Below are 21,125 nucleotides of genomic sequence, written 5' to 3'. Positions count from 1 at the left end.
CGCGATTGACCCAAGGGTGGCGCATCCCTGTGCTTGCGATGACGCGCGTGGCTTAGTATGCGGCAAGTGCTGCTGCTGATAAGGACCGCGCCATGCCATCGGACACTCGCCTTGCCTTTGCCCATCCATCGGAACGGGCCGAAGCGACCACACCCGAAGGGGCGCAGGGGCTGCGCGACCGGATATCGTTGCGCGACTATGTGACCGAAGTCGAAATCGGAGCCTTTCAGGCCGAACGCGGCACATTGCAGCGGATCAGTTTCAATGTGGTGGTCGAGGTCGAACCCTTGCGGGGCCCCGTGGATGACGATGTCGATCGTATCCTGTCCTATGACCGCGTCACCGAGGCGATTCAGATCGAATTGCAGGCCGAGCGGTTGAACCTGTTGGAAACGCTGGCGGCCCGCGTGGCAGAACGCATCCTTTTGGAACCCCAGGCGCTGCGCGTCTTTGTGCGGATCGAAAAGCTGGATCGGGGCCCCGGTGCCTTGGGTGTCGAAATCGTGCGTAGTGCGGATGGCACGATGCCGGCGGGTGTTGAACTGGTCGATGTGCCCCATCCGCGTTTGCTGTTCCTGAGCAATGATGCGATTGCCGCGGTGCACTTGGCCGGATGGATTGATCGGCTGACTGGTGATGCGCCTTTGATCATCTGTGTTGGTGCGCCCGATGCCTCTGCGCCCAAGGTGGGGGCGGCGATGCCCCAGCGCCGGATTGACCTGCTAGCGATTGAACAAAACGCCTGGGTGCTGGCGGCGCGTGACAAGCGCTGTGTCGTGGTTGGCACCCGCACCGAACTGGACTGGGCGATGAAGAACGGCCAGATCTGCGTTTGGGCGCCGTCCAAAATGGTGCTTGATGCCGTGGATGGCCCCAGCGCCTCCCCGCGCGATGCCCTTGCGCTGACGGCATGGTTTGCCGATGAAATGCAGGCGGTCGAGCTGCTGGTGATCGGGGCGGATGTGCCCGCGACCAGTATACCGACCCGCGCCGTTGCGGTGACCGAGGCGCAGCTTTGACGACCTATTACCGCCCCATTTTGCAAAGCGATCCCCATCGCCCCGACGACGCAGTGACGCTGGCAGGCGGGTGGCTGTGGTTTACCCATGTTGCAGTGTCGGGGCGCGAACAACCCGATCGCCTGCTACCCGCGCTGGACTTGCCTGCCGACGCGCGCGCCCGTCTGACGACGCCGCGCGCGGCGCTTGCTGGCCTGTCGCTGGACGCCCCGCGCATCATGGGCATTTTGAACGTCACGCCAGACAGCTTTTCCGATGGTGGGCTGTTTGACGACCCTGCCGCCGCTCTTGCCCATGCCCGGGCGATGGAAGCGGCGGGCGCGGATATCCTTGATATTGGCGGCGAAAGCACCCGCCCCGGCGCAGCCGAAGTGACCATAGCAGATGAAATCGCCCGCACCGCACCGGTGATTGCCGCGATCCGTGCCGACAGCGCCGTGCCGATCTCGATCGACACGCGCAAGGCGGCTGTGGCGCAGGCCGCGCTCGCGGCGGGGGCCAGCATGGTGAACGATGTGGCGGCCTTTACCTTTGACCCCGAACTGGCCGATGTGACCGCAAAGGCGCAGGTGCCTGTCTGCTTGATGCATGCGCAGGGCGATCCTGAAACGATGCAGGCCGATCCGCGCTACGACGATGTGCTGCACGATGTGTACGACTTCCTTGAGGCGCGTGTCGCCCTGGCGGAAGCGGCGGGTATTCCCCGCCACCGGATCGTCGTCGACCCCGGCATCGGCTTTGGTAAGACGCTGCAACATAACGTGACGCTTTTGCGCGGTATTTCCCTCTATCATAGTCTTGGCTGCGCCATTCTACTGGGCGCATCGCGCAAGCGGTTCATCGGCACACTGGGTCACGCGCCTGACGCGCAGGACAGGATGCCGGGATCGCTTGCCGTCGCGCTGCACGGGGTGGCGCAGGGCGTGCAAATTTTGCGCGTTCATGATACGAAAGAAATGCGGCAGGCGCTGAACCTGCACATGACAATGAGCGGGCAAGTGGCTGATGACTAAGACACTTTTCGGAACTGACGGGATTCGCGGCACGGCAAACAAGTGGCCGATGACTGCTGAAAACGCCTTGCAGATCGGTGCGGCGGCGGGGCGGTATTTCCGCAACGATGGCAGCAATGGCCACCGTGTCGTGATCGGCAAGGATACGCGCCTGTCGGGCTATATGTTTGAAAATGCGCTGACGGCGGGGTTGACCAGCACCGGCATGAACGTACTTTTGCTGGGGCCGATCCCGACACCGGCGGTGGGGTTATTGACCACCTCGATGCGGGCCGATGTGGGCATCATGATCAGCGCCAGCCACAATCCCCACCACGACAACGGCATCAAGTTTTTCGGTCCCGACGGGTTCAAGCTGTCCGATGAGGCCGAAGCCGAAATCGCGGCGCTCGTCGCAGGCGAAATCCAGCCCGTCCAGCCCAACAACATTGGCCGCGCAAAACGCATCGATGACGGGCGGTTCCGCTATGCCGAGCGCCTGAAGTCAACCTTTCCGTCGGGCATGCGGCTTGATGGTCTGAAGGTCGTGATTGACTGCGCCAATGGTGCGGCGCACCGGGTCGCCCCCGAAGTGTTGTGGGAACTTGGTGCCGAGGTGATCCCCGTGGGTGTCAGCCCGAACGGCTTTAATATCAACGACGGTTGCGGATCGACCAACACGCGCGCCGCGGCGGAAACGATCGTCGCACACGGAGCGCATCTGGGCATTTGCCTTGATGGGGACGCTGACCGGGTCATGATCCTTGACGAAAACGGCGCGGTGGCCGATGGCGATCAGATCATGGCACTGTTCGCCGCACGCTGGGCGGCGCAGGGGCGGCTGGCCCAAGACACGCTTGTGGCCACGGTGATGTCGAATCTGGGTCTGGAAAATTTCCTTGAAAGCAAAGATTTGCACCTGAAGCGCACCGCGGTGGGCGACCGCCATGTGGTGGCCGAAATGCGCAGTGGTGGCTATAATCTGGGGGGCGAACAGTCCGGCCATATCGTGATGACGGACTACGGCACCACGGGTGATGGTCTGGCTGCGGGCCTGCAATTTCTGGCGGCGATGATTGAAACCGGTGAACCGGCTTCGGCCCTCGCGCGCAGTTTTGACACCGTGCCGCAGATGCTGAAAAACGTCCGTTTCGGGGAGGGGCAAGACCCGCTCGGCGCTGCGTCGGTGCAGTCGGCGATCAGTGCCGCCGAGGCTGCGGTGCAGGGCCGCGGCCGTATCCTGATCCGCAAATCGGGCACCGAACCCTTGATCCGCGTGATGGCGGAATGTGATGACGACGGGCTTTTGTCACAGGTTATTGACGGGATCGTTGCAGAAATTACATCTGTGACAGCAGCTTAGCTGCGCATGAATAGCTTTTGCAGGCCGACCCACTGGCTGATCAGCAACCCCGTGAGGATCAGCGCAAGGGCTGCAAAGAAACGCAGCGGCAAGACTTCGGACAGCACCAGCGTGCCGAATACCACGGACCACAGCGGAACCTGGTAGTTCACCAGCGTCATGAAGACCGATCCGGCGGTGCGGATCGTCTGCACCCGTAAAAGCGCTGCAAAGGCCGTGGGCACGAGGCCAAGAAAGATGATCGCGTAGCCTGCGCGCCCCGCGGGCCAAGTTGGCAGACCTTCGATCAACAACATCGCCGGGATCAGGCAGATGGACCCGACCACCAGCGTTAGCGCCGCCATCGAGATACTGTCAACGGGCGGACAGCGCCGCGTCAGGACCGAACTCACCGCATAAGACAGCGAGGCGGCGATACAGGCGAGTTGTGCCAGCGGCACGATCCCCTGACCGATCCGCAGGGCGTTGGGGCCAATCAGCACCGCCGCGCCGGTAAAGCCGACGACAACGCCGAGGGCTTTGCGCCCGCTCATCTTTTCGTCACTGAACAGATGCGCCAACGGCAGCACGAACAGTGGCAGCGCGGCCATTGAAATGCCCGCAAAGGCAGAAGGCACATATTGCTGGCCCCAGGACAACAGCGCAAAGGGCAGCGCAGTGTTGAGCGCACCGATTACCGCCAGATACCCCCAAACCGCGCGCCCCGATGGCATCGGGCGACCCAGCGCGCGCATCAGGATCAGCAGCGATACGGCCCCCAACGTTGTGCGCGCGCTGGCAACCGTCAGCGGCCCGAAGCCTTCGAGGGCGATTGCGACAACCATAAAGGTGCCACCCCAGATCACGCCCAGGGCGGCGATGGACAGCCAGTTTGAAAGGGTAGGGTGCGTTGTCATGGGATCGCTTGGACCAGAGGGGGCGAAGTTTGTCCAGAAATCCCTGTGACTTAGTGCGCCGATGATGGTGGGCCACAACTTGGAAAGGGGCCGCATCGCACATGAACAAGGGCGTTACGGCGCCTTTTTTGTGATCGTGACGGCCCGCCCTAGCCCAAAGGCCAAGCATAGGGATTTGCGTCGCGCACTTGCGCCCAGTAGGTCGCAAGCCTGTCGCGCCCCTGGCTGACAGGCAGACTGTCAGCTTCCGGGGTAAAGATACGGCGAAAAAGGGCGAACATCACGCATCCTCCTCTTGCAGAAAATACGACAGTTGTTCGACAAAGCCGAAGCGGCGCATCATGGCATCGCCTTCGGCGGTGCGGCTGGCACTGCGGACACGGTCAATATCCTTGACGTCGCCGACCAGAGCGATCTGATAGGGATCGTTTGGATCGCGCAGAAGTGCCTTCAGCGCCATCGCATCCCCGAAAATTTTGTCATGCGCGTCGTGAAAATCCTTTGAACCAAAGGGGTTTTCGGTTGTAGACACGCGCGCGATCGAGACCATCAATGTCATTTTGTTTCCTTTCGACTTTTGCTGCAATGCGCCACCATCCGGTGACTTGACCATTGATCGCAGATGTCAGATCATACGATAATCCGGTATGTTTCGGTTTCATAATCCCATCCAGTCGAACAATCGGGGGCTTTCATGATAGACCAGTTGCGGGCAATGGCGATCTTTCAGGCAGTGGCCGAAGCGGGATCATTCAGGCAAGCGGCGGCCAAATTGCGCTTGTCCCCTTCAGTGGTGAGCCATCACATCACCCAGTTTGAAGCGCGTCTGGGAACACCGCTTCTGTATCGCTCGACGCGACGGATATCCCTGACCGAGGCGGGTACCGACCTTCTGCGTGCCAGCCAGCAGATGTCGCGGGCCGCGCAGGAAGGGCTGGCTGCGATTAACCGGCGTGTCAGCCAGCCGCAGGGCCGCCTGTCCATCACGGTGAACACGTCCGCCGCAAACCGACCAGTCTGTGACATCTACACCGGATTTGCCAAGGCCTATCCCAATATCCAGCTTTCGATGCACATCAACGATCGTCAGGTCAGCCTGGAAGGTTCGCCCTACGATCTGGCCATTCGCGGGACCACCAACGGTCTGGACGACAGCAGCTACAAGGCGACGCGGCTGGGGTCTCTCAAATTCTGTATTTTTGCATCGCCTGAATATGTCAACGCGCGACCGCCTGTGCGCAGCCTCGACGATCTGACAAACTGGGACTGGGTTCAAACACCGCAGATCGCATGGTCGTCCTTTGCAGGGATGTGCGGGCTCGCCCCCACAAAGAAGGAACCGCGGATCGCGGTCTCGTGTGACAACTTTGAAATGGGGATGCAGTTTGTCCGCGCAGGCTTGGGGTTTTGCGCCGAGTTCAAACTGCTTGTGGCCGCAGATCTGAAATCCGGGGAGCTGGTGGAAGTCCTGCCCGGCGCATTTTCAAAAAGCTTGGATGTCTTTGCCGTCTACCCGGCCAACGCCCCCGACGACAGCCCCGCCCGCTTGTTCGTCGAATACATGCTGGACCAGAGCTGGATTCTCGAGGGCGGTTATTTTTCGCGGGATTAGGCGATACGGGGGCGCCAAGGCCGACATCGGACAAGGCTGCCTTTTCGGGGCCGCCCGTTTATGGGCTGTTCAGCAAAGGCTGGCGTTCAAGCCGTCTTGTTCTTTCAGCAATTCTTTGAAATTCACTTCCAGTATGCCGTAACTGATATTGCCAAACAGGGTCTGGCGACCATTGTTGAGGATATAGGTCGGGCTGCCCTTGATCCCCATTGTCTGAACAAGCTCGTAATCAGAGGCCAGTTTTGCCATCGCTTCGCCTGTTTCAATCTTTTTGCTGACATCCGCAAAGTCGACACCAATTTTGTCACTCACGTGCCGTTGCACCCCCCAATCGGAAATGTCGTGCGCTTCCTTGAAAAAGGCCTCGCGCAGAAGCTTGGCGGCTTTCACGGACAAGCGTGACTGGAACGGCGTGGCACCGGCGTGTTTTTCCAGAAGTTCAACGGCCTTGATGAACAACTGCGGGCTTGCCGACGAAAACGGCCGGGTCTTTGACCAGACATCTTCATGGATTTCGACGCCATCAAAGCCATCGACAACTTCTCTCACGTGGCGGGCATATCCTTCAAACTCGCCTTTGTCGCGCCAGAGTTTGGACATCTTGGCTTGGGTGTCGGGAAACACGGAACAGTAGTGCACCTCGATATCCAAATGGTCCCCAAACCGTTCGGCAAGCCGGAAAAGCGGTGCCTGCCCGACATAGGCCCAGACACAAAGGATATCTGAGAAATGAACCAGTTTCAGCGGGGCCATGGGGGCATTCCTGTGTTGCTATAGGGTGAATATTTGCGGGCGCGGGCTTATTCAAGGCCTTCGTTTGTAACGCAATGTCGCGGCGGCACGACCCAGGGGCTGCATCAAGGCCGTCATTGTCTTCATTTTGCGCCCTCGCTTCAGGACGTCAGATGACCGATCCGGGGACAAGGGTGTGCCATTGAAAGAAATGATCACCCACGATGAAAGCCCTTTTGTGGTTCAGGCGTGGCGCACCACAAATGCCTTTCAACATTCCGGGTGCCCCTGTTAAGATTTCAACAAGGAGAGAGTGATGACATCTGATGCGATCAAGGTTGAAGTAGTTACGGATCTCGCTGATGCGCCCGGCTGGGCAGAAATGATGCGCGAGTATTTGCACTTCGCCGCCGCTCGTCATCGGGAGGCGACAGGCGAAATTGTCGATCCCGACGCGCATATGAAGCTGACCACGGAAAAGATCGACCATTATCTTGATCAAGATGGTCGCTTTATCGTCGCCCGACATCCCAAAGGCGGGTTGGCAGGTATGATCCTGTTGCAGCGTCTGGCGAACGGGAAGGGCGAAGTGAAACGACTTTATGTGGCCCCGACGGCGCGGCGCATGGGGATTGCAAATAAGCTGATGGCACGACTGGAGGCCGAGGCGCGCGCAATGGGCTGCATGACCCTTTATCTGGATACGACGACCGGACTTCCCGAAGCGATCGCCTTTTACAGAGGGCTGGGTTTTGTGGATGCCGTGTTCGATCCCGAGAGCGTGCAAGACCCCGCGATCGTCGCGCATCTTGTGTTCATGGAAAAACCCCTCGCAGATATAAAGCAGAAGTGAGCCAATAGAAAAAGGGGGATCAAGCTGACCCCCCTTTTCCTTTGTCTTGCAGATTTGACCTAGTTCCGGGCTTTGTCGACCATCTTGCCAGCGGAAATCCACGGCATCATGTCGCGCAGTTTCTGGCCGACCTGTTCGATCTGGTGTTCGTCGTTGGCACGGCGCGACGCCTTGATCGTCGGCTGGCCAACGGCGTTTTCCAGCATGAAATCACGCACGAATTTGCCCGACTGGATGTCGTTAAGCACTTCTTTCATGCGCGCCTTTGTCTCGTCGTAGTGCAGGATGCGCGGGCCCGACACATACTGGCCGTATTCGGCGGTGTTCGAGATCGAGTAATCCATGTTGGCGATGCCGCCCTCATAGATCAGATCAACGATCAGTTTGACCTCGTGCAGACATTCGAAATAGGCCATTTCGGGTTCGTAGCCAGCTTCGACCAGGGTTTCAAAGCCCATGCGGATCAGTTCGACCAGACCACCACAAAGAACGGCCTGTTCACCAAAAAGATCGGTTTCGCATTCCTGACGGAAGTTGGTTTCAATAATGCCGGACCGGCCGCCACCGATGGCCGAGCAATAGGACAGGCCAATTTCATGGGCTTTGCCGGACGCGTCGCGGTCAACGGCGATCAGGCAGGGCACGCCGCCGCCTTTGGTGTATTCGCCGCGCACAGTGTGGCCGGGGCCTTTGGGGGCCATCATGATCACGTCGACGCCTTCTTTGGGTTCGATCAGACCAAAGTGCACGTTCAGCCCGTGAGCAAATGCGATGGCCGCGCCGGGTTTGATGTTGTCATGCACGTATTTCTTGTAGGTTTCGGCCTGCAATTCGTCGGGCATGGTGAACATGATCAGATCACACCAGGCAGCCGCTTCGGCGATGCCCATAACCTTGAGGCCTTCGCCCTCGGCCTTGGCCTGGCTGGGAGAGCCTTCGCGCAGGGCGACGACAAGGTTCTTGGCGCCGCTATCGCGCAGGTTCAGGGCGTGGGCGTGGCCCTGGCTACCATAGCCAAGGATCGCGACCTTCTTGTCCTTGATCAGGTTCACATCGCAGTCACGGTCATAATAAACGCGCATGTCGGGCGTCCTTTCGGGTTGGGGTGCATTGGTGGCGTTTATGACCCGACGTTGCACCGTTGGCGAGTGGTGTTCTTTTGAGTTGTATTGGCCAAGATGAAGTTGTTATGCGTAGTTTTGTAAATAATAGGGTTTTTCATGCTTGATGACATTGATCGCCGTCTGTTGCGCCAGATGCAGGCCGACCCGAGCCTGACCGCTGCCGATCTGGCGGCGCGTGCGGGTGTTTCGCCGTTGAAGGCGCAGCGGCGTCTGGGCCGTTTGCAAGAGCGCGGTATTCTGAAGGGCCAGCACGCGGTGATTGACTGGCGCGCGCTGGGCTACGGCGTCACGGTGTCGCTGCGCATCACGCTGGACAAGACGCAGGCCCGCGCCTTTGACGAATTTATCGCCGCGGCGCGGGGCATTGCCGAGGTCACCGAAATCCAGACCTTTCTGGGCCGTGTCGATCTGCGCCTGTCGGTCATTGCCCGTGACATGGGCCATTATCAGCAAATCTATCGCGACAGTATTCTTGCCCTACCACATATGGCCGATATCGAGGCCTTGATGACGGTCGCGACACTTTATGACGATGAAAGCCTGCCGCTGTGATGGATCTGGATGACACTGACCGCGCGATCTTGCGCGCGCTTGAACGCGATGCCAGCCAATCGGCGGCCGCTTTGGGCGGGCGCATCGGGTTGAGCCAGCCTGCCACATGGCGGCGCATGAAACGCCTGCGCGACGGCGGCGTGATAGCAGGGCGGCGCGTGGCATTGGATGCGGAAAAGCTGGGCTTTGGTGTGACGGTGTTTTTGGGCGTCAAGCTGGCCACCAAAGGGCGCGTATCGCTTGAGGATTTCGAGCGCGCCGTCATGGCCATTCCCGAGGTGCAACTGGTTGAGCATGTGCTGGGCCTTTATGATTACCGGTTGCGGGTTGTCGCCCGCGATCTGGCGGATTTCGAGCGGGTCCTGCGCCGCCGCGTGATGACCCTGCCGGGTGTGGGGAATGTCGAGGCCAATGTGCTGCTGAGCGAGGAGCGCCGCCCGGGGCCGCTGTAAGAACGTGGCTTACACTTGGCCGGTGGCGCGCTAGTATGGGCAAAACCCATGATGGCGGAGCCGCACAATGATCAATACCCCAGTCGATCCCGATGGCCTTATGGAATTCAGCGTCGTGTTCACCGACCGCAGCCTGAACCATATGTCCAAGGCATTTCAAGGTGTCATGACGGATATCAGCGGCATGTTAAAGGACGTCTACAAGGCCGATGCCGTGGCCATCGTGCCCGGGGGCGGCACCTATGGGATGGAGGCCGTGGCGCGCCAGTTTGGTGGCGATGCCCATGCGCTGATTGTGCGCAACGGCTGGTTTTCCTATCGCTGGAGCCAGATTTTTGACGCAGGTCAGTTCACGGCGCAGACAACTGTGTTCAAAGCCCGTCAAACCGGCAATGACAGCCGTGCCCCCTTTGCGCCCGCCCCGATTGCCGAAGTCACCGATGCGATCCGCGCGACCAAACCGGATGTGGTGTTCGCGCCGCATGTGGAAACCAGCGCGGGGATCATCCTGCCGGACGATTATATCACCGAATTGGCCGCCGCCGCCCACGAGGTTGGCGCGCTGATGGTGCTGGATTGCATCGCTTCGGGGTGCGTCTGGGTGGATATGGCGGCGACAGGGGTCGACGTGTTGATCTCCGCGCCGCAAAAGGGCTGGTCCTCTACGCCCGCTGCCGGATTGGTGATGCTGTCAGCGCGCGCTGTTGAGCGGATGGGCAGCACCGCTTCGGACAGTTTCGCGCTGGACCTGAAAAAGTGGCATGCGATCATGCAGGCCTATGAAAACGGCGGTCATGCCTATCATGCGACCATGCCCACTGACAGCCTGCGCGCGTTTCGTGATGCGATGGTGGAAAGCCGCGAATTTGGCTTTGACAAGCTGCGCGCGGCGCAATGGGCTTTGGGCGACGGGGTGCGGGCATATTTCGCGGGCAAGGGTATCAAATCTGTCGCGGCGGACGGGTTTGGTGCGCCCGGAGTCGTTGTCAGCTATACCGATGATGGCGATGTGCAAAACGGGTCAAAGTTTGCGGCACTGGGGATGCAGATCGCGGCGGGGGTGCCGCTGCAATGCGATGAACCGGCCGATTTCAGAACCTTCCGCATCGGGTTGTTCGGATTGGATAAATTGTATGACGTCGACGCCACACTGGCACGGTTCAGGCCGGTCGCCGATCAGGTATTGTGACTCCCACTTTGGCTTGAGGCACCAAGGCCCATTTGCATCAGTGTCTTGCGCAGGGGGGCGACGGAATAAAGCGCCTCTATGCCCTTGGCGCGCAGGTCGCGCAGCATTGGCGACCCGGCGATTGACGCGCGGTTGAGGGCATCGACACCTTTGACGCGCAGCACGACCTCGGGGTGGCGGCGTGCGTGATAGGCGTCCAGCATCTTGCGATCCCCAAGGGTGGAGGGGCTGGCCACAGCCAGATCCAGCAGGCAGGTCATATCGGCCAGCGACATGTTCAGCCCCTGCGCGCCGATGGGCGGGACCACATGCGCGGCCTCGGCCACAAGAGCGACCCGTTCGCACGACATGCGGGCGGCCCGCTGGCTGATGATCGGCCAGACCATGCGGCGCGAGGCGAGGGTGAGCGGGCCATAGGTTCCCGCAGATCGTGTGGTGGCGGCCGCCTCGAAATCGGCCGCTTGCAACGCCGCCAATCGCAGCGCTTCGGGGCCGCTTTCCATCCAGACCACGGCAGAACAGGGCTTGCCATCGAGGTCGGGCAAGGGGACCAGCGTAAAAGGGCCGCCGGTGCGGTGCACTTCGGTTGATACATTGTTGTGGGGGGCTTCGTGGGTAACGGCGAATGTCACCGCTTTTTGCCCGTAGCGCGTTGTTTTCACGTCAATTCCCACGGCCTGACGCACGGGGCTGTCACGTCCGTCAGCCGCAATGACCAGCTGCGCGCGGACCTGCGCGCCATTGGACAGGGTCACCAGGGCCTCGCCCTCGCGGGTCAGCAGGGACTTGAAGCCGACGCCGGCGCGGAAATCGACCGTATCAAGTTCAGCCAACCGCGCGGCCATCTCGCGGCGCAGCAGCCAGTTGGACAGGTTCCACCCGAAGGGTGCGTCGGAAATATCGGCGGCGTTGAAATCGCGGGTGACGCGGGCATCGGGCGCATCGCCGCCCGCATCGACGATCCGCATGATCTGCAACGGCGCAGCAAAGGGTGCAAGGCGATCCCACAGCCCCGCGCGGTCCAGCAAATCGCGCGCTGGTTGCAGAAATGCCGTGGTGCGCAGATCGGCGCCTGCAGCCGTTTCATCCGTGACGGGCGGCGCAGGATCAACACAGATCACGCGGAACCCGGCGCTGCCAAAGGCGGCCGCTGCGGTCAGCCCAGCGACACCGCCGCCGGAAATCAGGATATCAGTGTCTTGCCGTTCCATCCCTCAGACATAGGCCTGTGCGCAGGTAGGGGAAAGGGGTGTCAGACCAGCTGCGACAAGAAGGCGGTCAGATCTTCGGTGTGGTGATGGATGTGATCGGCCAGAAAGGGCGCAGGCGCCACATGCACCGTGCGCATTCCCATCGCATGTGGCGCGGCAAGGTTGCGGGTGTCGTCCTCGAACATCGCGCCCTGTCGCGCATCCAAGCCGTCTAGGGCAAAGACCGCTTCGAATGCGGCCTGTTCGGGTTTGGGGCGGTAACCGGCGTGTTCAACACCGTAAACCGCATCAAAAAGCCCATCCAGACCGCGTGCTGCCAGCACGCGCTGCGCATAGGGTTCGCTGCCGTTGGTATAGACGATGCGCCGCCCGGGCAGGGCGCGGATACGGGCGGCCAGATCGGGGGCTTTTTCAAGGTGGGACAGATCAATATCGTGGACCGCACCCAGATAGGGGCCTGGATCGACACCGTGCTCGGCCATCAGTCCTGCCAGTGTCGTGCCATATTTGCGCCAATAGTGGTCGCGCAGGTGATCGGCGCGCGTCGCATCGACGCCAAGCGCGGATTGCACCCATGCGGTCATGCGCACCTCGATCTGGTCAAACAGACGGGCGCTGGGCGGATAAAGCGTGTTGTCCAGATCAAAGACCCAGGCACGCACATGGGCAAAGGATGCGGCAACCATAGCGTCACCCTAGGGCGCGCGGCGCAGGGTCGCAATCGCTTTGCCTTGATTGGCAGGGCTGCGCGGGAGTAGGGTATGCAGACTGAACACAAGTGAGCCGCATGACTGACCAAACCACCCCGCAAAAAGATGCATACGCCCTGATCCTCGAGGCGATTGATACAGGTCTTTACCGCCCTGGTGACCGGCTGGTCGAGAACGAGCTGGCGGATCGTTTCGGTGTGTCGCGCACGCCTATTCGCGAGGCATTACAACGGCTTGAGACCCAAAGCCTGCTGACACGTGACGGCCGGTCATTGATCGTTGCGTCGCTGGATCACAACCAGTTGGCCGAACTGTATGTGGTGCGCGGCGAGTTGGAGGGGCTGGCGGCCCGTCTGGCGGCGCGTCATGCCAACCCCGAGGAAGTGCGTGTCCTGCGTGATATGCTTGAGGCGGATCGCGCTTTGGTGGATGATCCTGCCGCGCTAAGCCGTGCCAACAAGCGGTTTCACAAGCAGATCCATCTGGCCAGCCACAACCGGTTTCTGGTGCAGCAGCTTGATCTGGTGCATCGTTCGATGGCCTTGCTGGCGACTACATCCTTGGCGGCCGAGGGGCGCCCCGAAGGGACGCTTGAAGAACACGCCGCCATTGTCGCCGCGATCGAGGCCGGCGATGGCGAGGCGGCGGCGGCGGCCCTGCGCGATCACATTTCAAAGGCCTTTGTCACCCGCCTGAAACTGGATGCCGAGAAGGTCGAGGCGGCAGAGTAGCCGCAGCGTCAGGCCCGCCCAGCACGCCATGTTCGGTTTTGTCCCAGTAAAATGGCTGGGTCGCCAGTTCCAGCACGCCCTTATAGGCGGCGATGGCGGCAAGCGGGAAGTAGACATGCAGCGTGGGCGTCCATTTCAGCAGGCGGGGTTTTCGGGCGCTTTTGACGGCCACCATTGCCACGGCGATATTGATCAGTTCCGACATGAAAAACACGCCCCCCAAGCTCCAGAAGGCCCAGGTTGGCAATACGCCGGCCAGCGGATGGGGCAGACCTAGGGCGACCAGCCAGAACGACCACAAGACCGGCGCAAGGGTGAATTGTGAGAGCGTTCCCGCGAACAAAAGTTGCACACCAAAGAACCGCCACGCCCCGAGTTCACGCCACGATTTCTTTGGGTTGCGCATATGAACCCCGTAAGTGATCGCATACCCCTTGAGCCAGCGCGAGCGTTGCTTGACCCAGGGCCAGACGCGGGCATTTGGCTCTTCTTCGGTCACCGAGGCGATCAGTTCGGTGCGATACCCGTGTCGTGCAAGACGAATACCAAGATCCGCGTCCTCGGTCACGTTATGGGCATCCCAGCCGCCCAATTCCTCGAGAACCGCGCGCCGCATGAACAGGGTCGTGCCACCCAGCGGAATGGCCAGTCCCAGCCGTTGTAGGCCGGGCAGCATCACCCGGAACCAGGTGGCGTATTCAACGGCAAAACAGCGCGACAGCCAGTTGGTTTCGTAATCATAAAAATCAAGCACGCCCTGCAGGCAGGCCACCTGCGGGCCGCGTTGGGCGAACCGCTCCACGACCTTGCGGATCTGGTCAGGGGCGGGGGCATCTTCGGCGTCATAGACGCCAATGATCGTGCCGCGGGCAAAATTCAGCGCGTAATTCAGGGCGCGCGGTTTGGTCTTCAGCAGGCCATAAGGCACCATGATCGGCCTGATCCACGGCGGCAGGGTGGCGCGGGCCACGGCGGCACGGGTCATGTGATCGTCTTCTTCAAGGATCAGGCAGACATCCAGCAGTTCACGGGGATAATCCAGGGCCGATAGCCGCCCGATCAGCGCGCGCGCCACGTCCTGTTCGTGGAACAGTGGCACAAGGATTGTGACGATGGGCAGGCGGGCGGGTGTCGGGTTGGCCGGGGTTTCCCGAGGTTCGCGGGCGCGCAGATGCATCACCCCAGCCGTGGCCTTGAGCGCGGTGTTGAGGACCAGCGTCAGCACTGCCCAGACGCTAAGCAGGCCAAAGGTAGCGGCTGGCCAGTGCAGCGCCGCGGCGAGCAGTGCAAACACGGCCGCCAACCCGATATTTCGCGCCGCGCGGCGGTTCCATGTGCGGCAGCTTTGGGCGGCGGGCACACGCGATTCTGCGTGCCGGATCAGTGGCATATCGCAGGCCTGCTTGATCGCCTTGTGCAGCAGTGGTTCGCTGGTGACGGCCATGCGCACGGGGCCAAACAAAACGCGCAGCGCATCACGGTGACGCGGGAAAAGATCGGGGCGCGTGGTCAGCACCAGCGTGCTGCCGCCAGTATTGCGCAGTGGCAAAAGCCCGTGTTTGAGGCAGACAGCAACCCCCAGTTTATGAACCAACCGTCGGTCTATCTGTTCACGGGTCGGATCGACCAGCGTGGTTTTCGCCGCCTCGGCTTCGGCGCGAGCAAGGGTGTTGGCGGGCAGGTTCAAGCGGTTGCGCAGCACATCCGCGACCCGCACTGCCGCGTGATTTGCACGCTCGGTCTCCTGCATCAAACGACGCGCAGAGATAAGCCCCTTTGCCTGCAACACATCCCCCACCGTCAGGGGTTGTGCCAGCCTTGCTGCGCGGTTTGGCGCAGGTGTATTGGCGTGGGCATGGCCCACGGATGTGTCTGATTTCAGTGCCATTGCCTACACCGTTACTGTCCCGAGGATCACCTTGGGGCAGGGGTGGTTAACAGGCCGTTAAGTATGATTATGAGCGCGTAAATTAAGCGTCGCGCGCGGCCATTGCAGCGGCAAACCGTTCAAAAAGATAGTAGCTGTCCATCGGACCGGGGCTGGCTTCGGGGTGATATTGTACCGAAAATACTGGCCGGTCGGCCATCGCGATGCCGCAGTTGGAGCCGTCAAACAGCGACACATGGGTTTCGCGCACACCTGCGGGCAGGGTCTGGCTGTCCACGGTGAACCCGTGGTTCATGCTGGTGATTTCCACCTTGTTGGTGTCATAGTCCTTGACCGGGTGGTTGGCGCCGTGATGGCCGTGGTTCATCTTGATGGTCTTGGCCCCCAGTGCCAGCGCAAGCATCTGATGCCCAAGGCAAATCCCGAAAACCGGCAGGTCGGTCGTGTTCAGGACGTGCTTGATCATCGGCACGGCATAAACGCCCGTCGCCGCCGGATCGCCGGGGCCGTTGGACAGGAAAACACCGTCGGGGTTCAGTGCCAGCACGTCTTGGGCGGTGGCTGTCGCGGGCAGCACCGTCACATCGCACCCCGCGCTGGCAAGACAGCGCAGAATGTTGCGTTTCGCGCCGTAATCAATGGCGACGACCTTGTGTTTGGGGGCGTTCTGGGGCTTGTAGCCTTCGGGCCAGGCCCAGCGCATTTCGTTCCAGTGGTAGGATTGGGCGCAGGTCACGTCCTTGGCCAGATCAAGCCCTTCAAGCCCTGCAAAACCACGCGCGGCCTTGACCAGAGCGTCCAGATCGAAATGACCTTCGGGATCATGGGCCAGTGCCACATGCGGCGCACCCTGCTGGCGGATTGCCCGGGTCAGGCGGCGGGTATCAACACCGCCGATGCCGATGCGTCCGCGCCGTTCCAGCCAGACGGTCAGTTCTTCGGTGGCGCGCCAGTTGCTGGATTGGGTCGGGTCCCATTTGACGACCATGCCCGCGGCGACAGGATCGGCTGTTTCATCGTCCTCGGGGGTGACGCCGGTATTGCCGATATGGGGAAAGGTAAATGTCACAACCTGACCGGCATAGGACGGGTCGGTCATGATTTCCTGATAGCCGGTCATGGCGGTGTTAAAGCACAATTCAGCGGTTGTTTGCCCTTTTGCCCCAAATCCCTTGCCGTAGAACACCGTGCCATCTGCCAGAACAAGGCAGGCCGTGGGTTTGCTGGATTGACTGGTCATGGCAACAGATCCCCCGAGGCGCCCGAAACCGGGCCAAACTTGGCGATGTCTAAGGTTGCGGCAGGGGCGGGTCAAGGGTTGATCGGCCCTGTCACGGGCCAATTTGACGTAGCGACACGGCCCGTTGTCACCGCGCGATTGTCGGGGTAGTGTCGCGGCCTTGTCACCGCTCACATCAGGGATACATCGATGGATATGCGCGAACGGGTCTCAACCGCCCTGAAAGAGGCGATGAAGGCAAAAGATGCCGACCGCCTGTCGACACTTCGTTTGATCAATGCCGCCATCAAGGACCGTGAAATCGCCGCCCGTGGCACGGGGGATGACGATACGGTCACGGATGATGACGTGCTGGGGATCCTTGGCAAAATGGTCAAGCAGCGTCAGGAAAGCGCGCGCGCCTATGAAGAGGGCGGACGGCTGGAACTGGCGGAAAAAGAGCAATCGGAAATCGGGATCATTGAGGAATTCCTGCCCCGCCAGCTGGACGAGGGCGAAACTGCCGCCGCGATTGACGCCGCGATTGCGAAGGTCGAGGCGCAAAGCGTGCGCGACATGGGCAAGGTCATGGGGATTTTGAAAAAGAAATACACCGGTCAGATGGACTTTGGCCGTGTTGGCCCGATGGTCAAGGACCGCTTGGGCTAGGAGCGGATTTGCGGCGTAGCAATCGCCCGTCCAACACGATCAACCCAAGCGCAAGCAGCGCCAGCCCGGCGTAAACGTTGGGTGACAGCACCTCGTCAAGCACGAGCGCGCCCAGCACGATCGACACCGGCGGAATCAGCAGGGTAACGATCATCGTGTTACCCGCACCGGCTGCCGCCAGGATGCGGTAATAGAGCAAATATGCGCCTGCCGTGGCAAAGATCACGTAATAGGCAATCGCTGCGACTGCCTGCCAGCCGATATCAAAGCGCGGCGCGCCATCCATCAGCAGCGCTGCGGGGACCATCACCAGTGACGATCCCGTCAGCATGCCTGCCGCCGCGACCTGCGGAGCCAGCCCCGTCAGACGCAGCCGCGCCCAGATGCTGGCAAAGGCATAGGATACTGTCCCGGTGATCACCGCCAGTTGCGCAAGGCTGCGGATATCAAAATCGCGCAGTGACTCCAGCCCGATGGCGACGGCGACCCCTGCAAAGCCGAGCCCGATGCCGATGGATTTGCGCAAGGTCAGCCGTTCATCCGCCAGCAGGAGTGCGGCAAGCAGCGCGCCAAAGATTGCCGTGCCTGCGTTGAACACCGATGTCAGCCCGGTGGGGATATGCAGCTGTCCCCATGCCATCAAGGAAAAGGGGATCACATTGTTAAGCAGCCCCATGACGAAGAAGGCGATCCAGATGCGCGGGTCGCGCGGCACCGGCAGGCGGGCCACGGCGACATAGCCCCACAGGATCAACGCCGCCCAGAACACGCGATGCGCCACGGATGTGACAAAGCCGACCTCGTTCAGGGCCAGTCGGATCGCAAGGAAACTGCCGCCCCAGATCACCCCGAGTAGGGCGAGTTCGATCCATGTGCGGGTCGGGATGCTGCGGGCTGTCATGGGGTGACGCTAGCGGTGGTGCAGCGGTCTGGCGACCCGAAAGATGCGGATTTCGCGCCCCGGGGGCTTGCCCCTGACCCCCAGAGTTTTTTTGAACAGAAGAAGGTGGGGTCAAGGATTGGTAAAGGCGCGTCGCAGGTCGCCGTAAAGCGCGCGGCGTTCGTCCTCGGACAGGAAGGCGCCGATTTCGACCTCGCGCGGGCCGCCCTTGAGCGTGAGGTAAAAAGGGACGGGGCCACCGCCCTCGTGCAGTTCAACGCGAATCCAGTGGGGATTTGCCTCCCAGGTTTGGGTGGGCTTGCGCGGGGTATGGCGGGTCAGCGTCGCCCGGTCATCCCAGATGCGCAGTTCCTCGAGCAGTTCACCGTCGCGGTAGCTGCGGTTCAGCGCGAGCCAGACTCCGGCGATCATGGCAGCCAGAAACGGTAGCAGCGCCCAAAGCACCGGCGAGCCGATCACCGCGAGCAGGGGGAGTGTCACCAGCGTGGCCGTGCCGGCAATGAAGATCACGAAATCACGGCGGAGTAGCGACCGGTAGGGCCAAAGGTGCAATTCGGCCCGTGGCGAATCGGGGGTGTCGGGCGGGGTGATCCATTCGACCGGCATCAGCGACGCAGCCGTGCGATCACCGACCAGAGCATCAGCGTGACCATCAAGAGGAAGGCCAGGGCGGCAGAACCTGCAAGGATCATGTTGATCGTGTTGGGCATCGCCGAGGCTGCCGTATAGTCGGTGTAACGGCGCGGCATGCCCTGGCGACTCAGCAGCAGCGCGACAAACGGCATGGCAAGCACACCGAGGTGCAGCACCCAGAACAGGGTTTTAGCCAGCCATTGATGCACCAATGCGTTCCAGCGGGTCAGCACCCAAAGGATCAAGCCGATCCCGCCAAACAGCAGACCGGGCATGATGACCGGTCCGATATTGGCGACGACGTAATAGGTATCAAGATAAGGACTGTTGTCACTGGTTTGCGACAGGGTGATTGTGCGCAGCACGGTTTGGGCGATAGCGGGCGGCAGGGCGGTGATCAGCCAAAGGCCAAAGACCATCAGCGCATAGATCGCGGCGACTGACAGGGCCATGCCCGCCGCCCCGACCCCACGCAACTGCATGGCCAGCGGTATGGCGATCAGGACCAATGCGAACAGAATGGCCAAGAGCGGTTTCCTTCATGAAAAAGGCCCCGGCGTTTCCGCCGAGGCCCGATGTTTTTCAGCCTCTGGCGCAGCTAGTGCGCGTGGCCCTTGTCCCAATCGCTTTGCTTGGGGAGGGTTTCAAAGGTGTGTTCCGGGGGTGGGGATGGCAATGTCCACTCAAGCGTATCCGCATATTCGTTCCACGGGTTCGCCGGTGCTGTGCGTTTTGCAAAGATCAGCACATAGAACAGCACCACGATGAAGAACACGAAGGATGCGAACGACAGGAACGCGCCCCAGCTCGAGACGTAGTTCCAGTATGCGAATGCCTCGGGGTAGTCGATGTAGCGGCGTGGCATCCCCTGACGACCCAGGAAGTGCTGTGGGAAGAAGGTGACGTTGGCCCCGATGAACATCGACCAGAAGTGGATCTTGCCCGCCCATTCCGGGATCATCTTGCCCGAGAACTTGGGCAGGTAGAAATAGATACCGGCAAAAATACCGAACACGGCACCAAGGCTCATCACATAGTGGAAGTGGGCGACCACGTAATAGGTATCGTGGTAGACACGGTCGACACCGGCTTGTGACAACACGATACCGGTCACACCGCCAACGGTGAACAGGAACAGGAAACCAAAAGCCCAAAGCATCGGCGTCTTGAATTCAACCGAGCCGCCCCACATCGTGGCGATCCAGCTAAAGATTTTTACCCCAGTGGGCACCGCGATCACCATCGTGGCCAGCATGAAGTAGGACTGCTGCGTCAGCGACATGCCGACGGTATACATGTGGTGCGCCCAGACGACGAAGCCCAGAACACCGATCGCAACCATCGCATAGACCATCGGCAGGTAGCCAAAGATCGGCTTGCGCGAGAAGGTCGCGATGACGTGGCTGATGATCCCGAAGGCGGGAATGATGATGATATAGACTTCGGGGTGACCGAAGAACCAAAGGATGTGCTGATAAAGCACCGGATCGCCGCCGCCGGCGGGATCAAAGAAAGACGTGCCAAAGTTGCGGTCCATGAGCAGCATGGTGATGGCACCGGCCAGCACGGGCAGCGCCAGCAGGATCAGCCAGGCGGTGACAAAGATCGACCAGCTAAAGAGCGGCACCTTGTGCAGGGTCATGCCCGGCGCGCGCATATTGAGGAAGGTCGTGATCATGTTGATCGCACCCAGGATCGAGGAGGCACCCGAGACGTGCACCGCGAAGATCGCAAGGTCCATCGAGAAACCCGCCTCGTTGGTCGAGAGCGGTGGATAGAGCACCCAGCCTACGCCCGAGCCGGACTGGCCGTTGCCACCGGGCGCCAGAAGCGAGGCCACACCGAGCGCCACACCGGCCACGAACATCCAGAACGACAGGTTGTTCAGGCGCGGAAAGGCCATGTCGGGCGCGCCGATTTGCAATGGCATCAGGTAGTTACCAAAGCCACCGAACAGCGCCGGAATAACCACAAAGAACATCATCAGCACACCGTGATAGGTGATCATGACGTTCCAAAGATGGCCGTTGGGGGTACAGTCTTCAGCCGCCGCAGCGATAAAGCGCGCGCCTTCGAGGCACATGTATTGCACGCCCGGCTCCATGAGCTCCATGCGCATGTAAACGGTGAACAGCACCGAGATGAAACCAACAGCACCGGACACGAAAAGGTAAAGGATACCGATGTCTTTGTGGTTGGTGGACATGAACCAGCGGGTAAAGAAACCGCGCTCGTCGTGATGTTCTTCGCCGTGGATGGCTGCGTCTGCCATGTGGCACTCCCCGTTTATGACTGCGTTTCAGACGGCCCGAGTCATACCCGGGCCGTCATGTTGATACATGTTCTAGTGCGTGTCGCATGGATCGGCAACTGTGGATG

23 protein-coding genes are annotated in these 21,125 nt (G+C 60.8%); 10 read left to right on the top strand and 13 right to left on the bottom strand.

The window, feature by feature from the left end; all coding sequences use genetic code 11:
- Positions 1-92: 92 nt before the first annotated feature.
- The 3 genes from FTO60_RS10800 to glmM are packed head-to-tail and all read left to right on the top strand — an operon-like array spanning position 93 to position 3,374.
- Positions 93-1,019: a dihydroneopterin aldolase gene (locus tag FTO60_RS10800; protein ID WP_148055965.1), complete on the top strand. Its 927-nt coding sequence runs from the start codon at positions 93-95 to the stop codon at positions 1,017-1,019.
- Entirely contained in the window at positions 1,016-2,032 is a 1,017-nt protein-coding gene (gene folP, locus FTO60_RS10795) for a dihydropteroate synthase (RefSeq protein ID WP_148055964.1), read from the top strand. Before FTO60_RS10800 ends, folP begins: the two co-directional genes overlap by 4 nt.
- Entirely contained in the window at positions 2,025-3,374 is a 1,350-nt protein-coding gene (gene glmM / locus FTO60_RS10790) for a phosphoglucosamine mutase (protein WP_148055963.1), read from the top strand. The genes folP and glmM overlap by 8 nt, the downstream gene beginning before the upstream one ends.
- Here the strand turns inward: glmM and FTO60_RS10785 are convergent.
- The 3 genes from FTO60_RS10785 to FTO60_RS10780 all read right to left on the bottom strand — a co-directional run bounded on the left by FTO60_RS10785 (position 3,371) and on the right by FTO60_RS10780 (position 4,829).
- The gene (locus FTO60_RS10785) at positions 3,371-4,270 is read right to left on the bottom strand and encodes a DMT family transporter (protein WP_148055962.1); all 900 of its coding nucleotides are present in this window, start codon (positions 4,268-4,270) and stop codon (positions 3,371-3,373) included. The genes glmM and FTO60_RS10785 overlap by 4 nt on opposite strands.
- Before the next feature lie 149 nt (positions 4,271-4,419).
- Positions 4,420-4,551 carry a hypothetical protein gene (locus FTO60_RS17970; protein WP_302849689.1) on the bottom strand — a complete coding sequence of 44 codons (132 nt, stop codon included), beginning with the start codon at positions 4,549-4,551 and terminating at the stop codon, positions 4,420-4,422.
- Entirely contained in the window at positions 4,551-4,829 is a 279-nt protein-coding gene (locus FTO60_RS10780; protein ID WP_148055961.1) for a hypothetical protein, read from the bottom strand. The genes FTO60_RS17970 and FTO60_RS10780 overlap by 1 nt, the downstream gene beginning before the upstream one ends.
- Positions 4,830-4,964: 135 nt before the next feature.
- Here FTO60_RS10780 and FTO60_RS10775 point away from each other — a divergent pair, with 135 nt between their 5' ends.
- A complete protein-coding gene (locus FTO60_RS10775) occupies positions 4,965-5,882 on the top strand; it encodes a LysR family transcriptional regulator (RefSeq protein WP_148055960.1) in 918 nt (305 codons plus the stop codon).
- Positions 5,883-5,951: 69 nt separating this feature from the next.
- On the opposite strand, the gene FTO60_RS10770 is transcribed toward FTO60_RS10775, so the two are convergent.
- Positions 5,952-6,635 carry a DsbA family protein gene (locus FTO60_RS10770; protein WP_148055959.1) on the bottom strand — a complete coding sequence of 228 codons (684 nt, stop codon included), beginning with the start codon at positions 6,633-6,635 and terminating at the stop codon, positions 5,952-5,954.
- A 295-nt stretch (positions 6,636-6,930) separates the two neighbouring features.
- On the opposite strand from FTO60_RS10770, the gene FTO60_RS10765 reads away from it, so the two are divergent.
- A complete protein-coding gene (locus FTO60_RS10765; protein ID WP_148055958.1) occupies positions 6,931-7,467 on the top strand; it encodes a GNAT family N-acetyltransferase in 537 nt (178 codons plus the stop codon).
- A gap of 59 nt (positions 7,468-7,526) precedes the next feature.
- Here FTO60_RS10765 and ilvC read toward each other — a convergent pair whose 3' ends face one another.
- The gene (gene ilvC / locus FTO60_RS10760) at positions 7,527-8,549 is read right to left on the bottom strand and encodes a ketol-acid reductoisomerase (RefSeq protein ID WP_148055957.1); all 1,023 of its coding nucleotides are present in this window, start codon (positions 8,547-8,549) and stop codon (positions 7,527-7,529) included.
- Between the two features lie 138 nt (positions 8,550-8,687).
- Here ilvC and FTO60_RS10755 point away from each other — a divergent pair, with 138 nt between their 5' ends.
- The 3 genes from FTO60_RS10755 (at position 8,688) to FTO60_RS10745 (ending at position 10,784) form a co-directional block, all read left to right on the top strand.
- The gene (locus FTO60_RS10755) at positions 8,688-9,143 is read left to right on the top strand and encodes an Lrp/AsnC family transcriptional regulator (protein WP_148055956.1); all 456 of its coding nucleotides are present in this window, start codon (positions 8,688-8,690) and stop codon (positions 9,141-9,143) included.
- Positions 9,140-9,595 (top strand): Lrp/AsnC family transcriptional regulator, encoded by a 456-nt coding sequence (locus FTO60_RS10750; protein ID WP_148055955.1) that lies wholly within the window; start codon positions 9,140-9,142, stop codon positions 9,593-9,595. Before FTO60_RS10755 ends, FTO60_RS10750 begins: the two co-directional genes overlap by 4 nt.
- Before the next feature lie 67 nt (positions 9,596-9,662).
- Positions 9,663-10,784 (top strand): aminotransferase class V-fold PLP-dependent enzyme, encoded by a 1,122-nt coding sequence (locus tag FTO60_RS10745; RefSeq protein ID WP_148055954.1) that lies wholly within the window; start codon positions 9,663-9,665, stop codon positions 10,782-10,784.
- On the opposite strand, the gene FTO60_RS10740 is transcribed toward FTO60_RS10745, so the two are convergent.
- Entirely contained in the window at positions 10,772-11,995 is a 1,224-nt protein-coding gene (locus FTO60_RS10740; protein WP_148055953.1) for a UbiH/UbiF family hydroxylase, read from the bottom strand. The genes FTO60_RS10745 and FTO60_RS10740 overlap by 13 nt on opposite strands.
- Positions 11,996-12,036: 41 nt before the next feature.
- Positions 12,037-12,681 (bottom strand): pyrimidine 5'-nucleotidase, encoded by a 645-nt coding sequence (locus FTO60_RS10735; RefSeq protein ID WP_148055952.1) that lies wholly within the window; start codon positions 12,679-12,681, stop codon positions 12,037-12,039.
- A 101-nt stretch (positions 12,682-12,782) separates the two neighbouring features.
- Between FTO60_RS10735 and FTO60_RS10730 the strand changes: the two genes are divergently transcribed.
- The gene (locus FTO60_RS10730) at positions 12,783-13,436 is read left to right on the top strand and encodes a GntR family transcriptional regulator (protein WP_148055951.1); all 654 of its coding nucleotides are present in this window, start codon (positions 12,783-12,785) and stop codon (positions 13,434-13,436) included.
- Here FTO60_RS10730 and FTO60_RS10725 read toward each other — a convergent pair.
- Together FTO60_RS10725 and carA are read right to left on the bottom strand one after the other, a co-directional pair.
- Entirely contained in the window at positions 13,390-15,324 is a 1,935-nt protein-coding gene (locus tag FTO60_RS10725) for a glycosyltransferase (protein WP_254696784.1), read from the bottom strand. The two genes, FTO60_RS10730 and FTO60_RS10725, sit on opposite strands and share 47 nt — an antisense overlap.
- Positions 15,325-15,406: 82 nt before the next feature.
- Positions 15,407-16,564, bottom strand: coding sequence for a glutamine-hydrolyzing carbamoyl-phosphate synthase small subunit (gene carA, locus FTO60_RS10720; RefSeq protein WP_148055950.1), 1,158 nt, complete (start codon positions 16,562-16,564; stop codon positions 15,407-15,409).
- A 189-nt stretch (positions 16,565-16,753) separates the two neighbouring features.
- On the opposite strand from carA, the gene FTO60_RS10715 reads away from it, so the two are divergent.
- A complete protein-coding gene (locus tag FTO60_RS10715; protein WP_148055949.1) occupies positions 16,754-17,212 on the top strand; it encodes a GatB/YqeY domain-containing protein in 459 nt (152 codons plus the stop codon).
- Here FTO60_RS10715 and FTO60_RS10710 read toward each other — a convergent pair.
- From FTO60_RS10710 to ctaD, 4 genes are all read right to left on the bottom strand, one after another.
- Positions 17,193-18,113 carry a DMT family transporter gene (locus FTO60_RS10710; protein WP_148055948.1) on the bottom strand — a complete coding sequence of 307 codons (921 nt, stop codon included), beginning with the start codon at positions 18,111-18,113 and terminating at the stop codon, positions 17,193-17,195. The genes FTO60_RS10715 and FTO60_RS10710 overlap by 20 nt on opposite strands.
- A 111-nt stretch (positions 18,114-18,224) precedes the next feature.
- Positions 18,225-18,719 carry a DUF2244 domain-containing protein gene (locus tag FTO60_RS10705; RefSeq protein WP_148055947.1) on the bottom strand — a complete coding sequence of 165 codons (495 nt, stop codon included), beginning with the start codon at positions 18,717-18,719 and terminating at the stop codon, positions 18,225-18,227.
- Positions 18,719-19,273 carry a hypothetical protein gene (locus FTO60_RS10700; protein WP_148055946.1) on the bottom strand — a complete coding sequence of 185 codons (555 nt, stop codon included), beginning with the start codon at positions 19,271-19,273 and terminating at the stop codon, positions 18,719-18,721. Before FTO60_RS10700 ends, FTO60_RS10705 begins: the two co-directional genes overlap by 1 nt.
- A gap of 71 nt (positions 19,274-19,344) precedes the next feature.
- Positions 19,345-21,018: a cytochrome c oxidase subunit I gene (gene ctaD, locus FTO60_RS10695; protein WP_148055945.1), complete on the bottom strand. Its 1,674-nt coding sequence runs from the start codon at positions 21,016-21,018 to the stop codon at positions 19,345-19,347.
- Positions 21,019-21,125 lie beyond the last annotated feature (107 nt).

Source organism: Octadecabacter sp. SW4, from assembly GCF_008065155.1.
Lineage (GTDB): Bacteria > Pseudomonadota > Alphaproteobacteria > Rhodobacterales > Rhodobacteraceae > SW4.
Note: the sequence above shows the minus strand (reverse complement) of the source record. Positions and strands in the feature narration are given on the sequence as shown.

Bases quoted from the DNA above. Each gene is read 5' to 3' on its own strand.
- ilvC (WP_148055957.1), bottom strand. From the start codon at position 8,549: ATGCGCGTTTATTATGACCGTGACTGCGATGTGAACCTGATCAAGGAC.
- FTO60_RS10765 (WP_148055958.1), top strand. From the start codon at position 6,931: ATGACATCTGATGCGATCAAGGTTGAAGTAGTTACGGATCTCGCTGAT.
- FTO60_RS10715 (WP_148055949.1), top strand. From the start codon at position 16,754: ATGGATATGCGCGAACGGGTCTCAACCGCCCTGAAAGAGGCGATGAAG.
- FTO60_RS10705 (WP_148055947.1), bottom strand. From the start codon at position 18,719: ATGCCGGTCGAATGGATCACCCCGCCCGACACCCCCGATTCGCCACGG.
- FTO60_RS10740 (WP_148055953.1), bottom strand. From the start codon at position 11,995: ATGGAACGGCAAGACACTGATATCCTGATTTCCGGCGGCGGTGTCGCT.
- FTO60_RS10780 (WP_148055961.1), bottom strand. From the start codon at position 4,829: ATGACATTGATGGTCTCGATCGCGCGCGTGTCTACAACCGAAAACCCC.
- FTO60_RS10785 (WP_148055962.1), bottom strand. From the start codon at position 4,270: ATGACAACGCACCCTACCCTTTCAAACTGGCTGTCCATCGCCGCCCTG.
- FTO60_RS10745 (WP_148055954.1), top strand. From the start codon at position 9,663: ATGATCAATACCCCAGTCGATCCCGATGGCCTTATGGAATTCAGCGTC.
- FTO60_RS10755 (WP_148055956.1), top strand. From the start codon at position 8,688: ATGCTTGATGACATTGATCGCCGTCTGTTGCGCCAGATGCAGGCCGAC.
- FTO60_RS10710 (WP_148055948.1), bottom strand. From the start codon at position 18,113: ATGACAGCCCGCAGCATCCCGACCCGCACATGGATCGAACTCGCCCTA.
- FTO60_RS10730 (WP_148055951.1), top strand. From the start codon at position 12,783: ATGACTGACCAAACCACCCCGCAAAAAGATGCATACGCCCTGATCCTC.
- carA (WP_148055950.1), bottom strand. From the start codon at position 16,564: ATGACCAGTCAATCCAGCAAACCCACGGCCTGCCTTGTTCTGGCAGAT.
- FTO60_RS10770 (WP_148055959.1), bottom strand. From the start codon at position 6,635: ATGGCCCCGCTGAAACTGGTTCATTTCTCAGATATCCTTTGTGTCTGG.
- FTO60_RS10735 (WP_148055952.1), bottom strand. From the start codon at position 12,681: ATGGTTGCCGCATCCTTTGCCCATGTGCGTGCCTGGGTCTTTGATCTG.
- FTO60_RS10725 (WP_254696784.1), bottom strand. From the start codon at position 15,324: ATGGCACTGAAATCAGACACATCCGTGGGCCATGCCCACGCCAATACA.
- ctaD (WP_148055945.1), bottom strand. From the start codon at position 21,018: ATGGCAGACGCAGCCATCCACGGCGAAGAACATCACGACGAGCGCGGT.
- FTO60_RS10800 (WP_148055965.1), top strand. From the start codon at position 93: ATGCCATCGGACACTCGCCTTGCCTTTGCCCATCCATCGGAACGGGCC.
- FTO60_RS17970 (WP_302849689.1), bottom strand. From the start codon at position 4,551: ATGTTCGCCCTTTTTCGCCGTATCTTTACCCCGGAAGCTGACAGTCTG.
- glmM (WP_148055963.1), top strand. From the start codon at position 2,025: ATGACTAAGACACTTTTCGGAACTGACGGGATTCGCGGCACGGCAAAC.
- FTO60_RS10775 (WP_148055960.1), top strand. From the start codon at position 4,965: ATGATAGACCAGTTGCGGGCAATGGCGATCTTTCAGGCAGTGGCCGAA.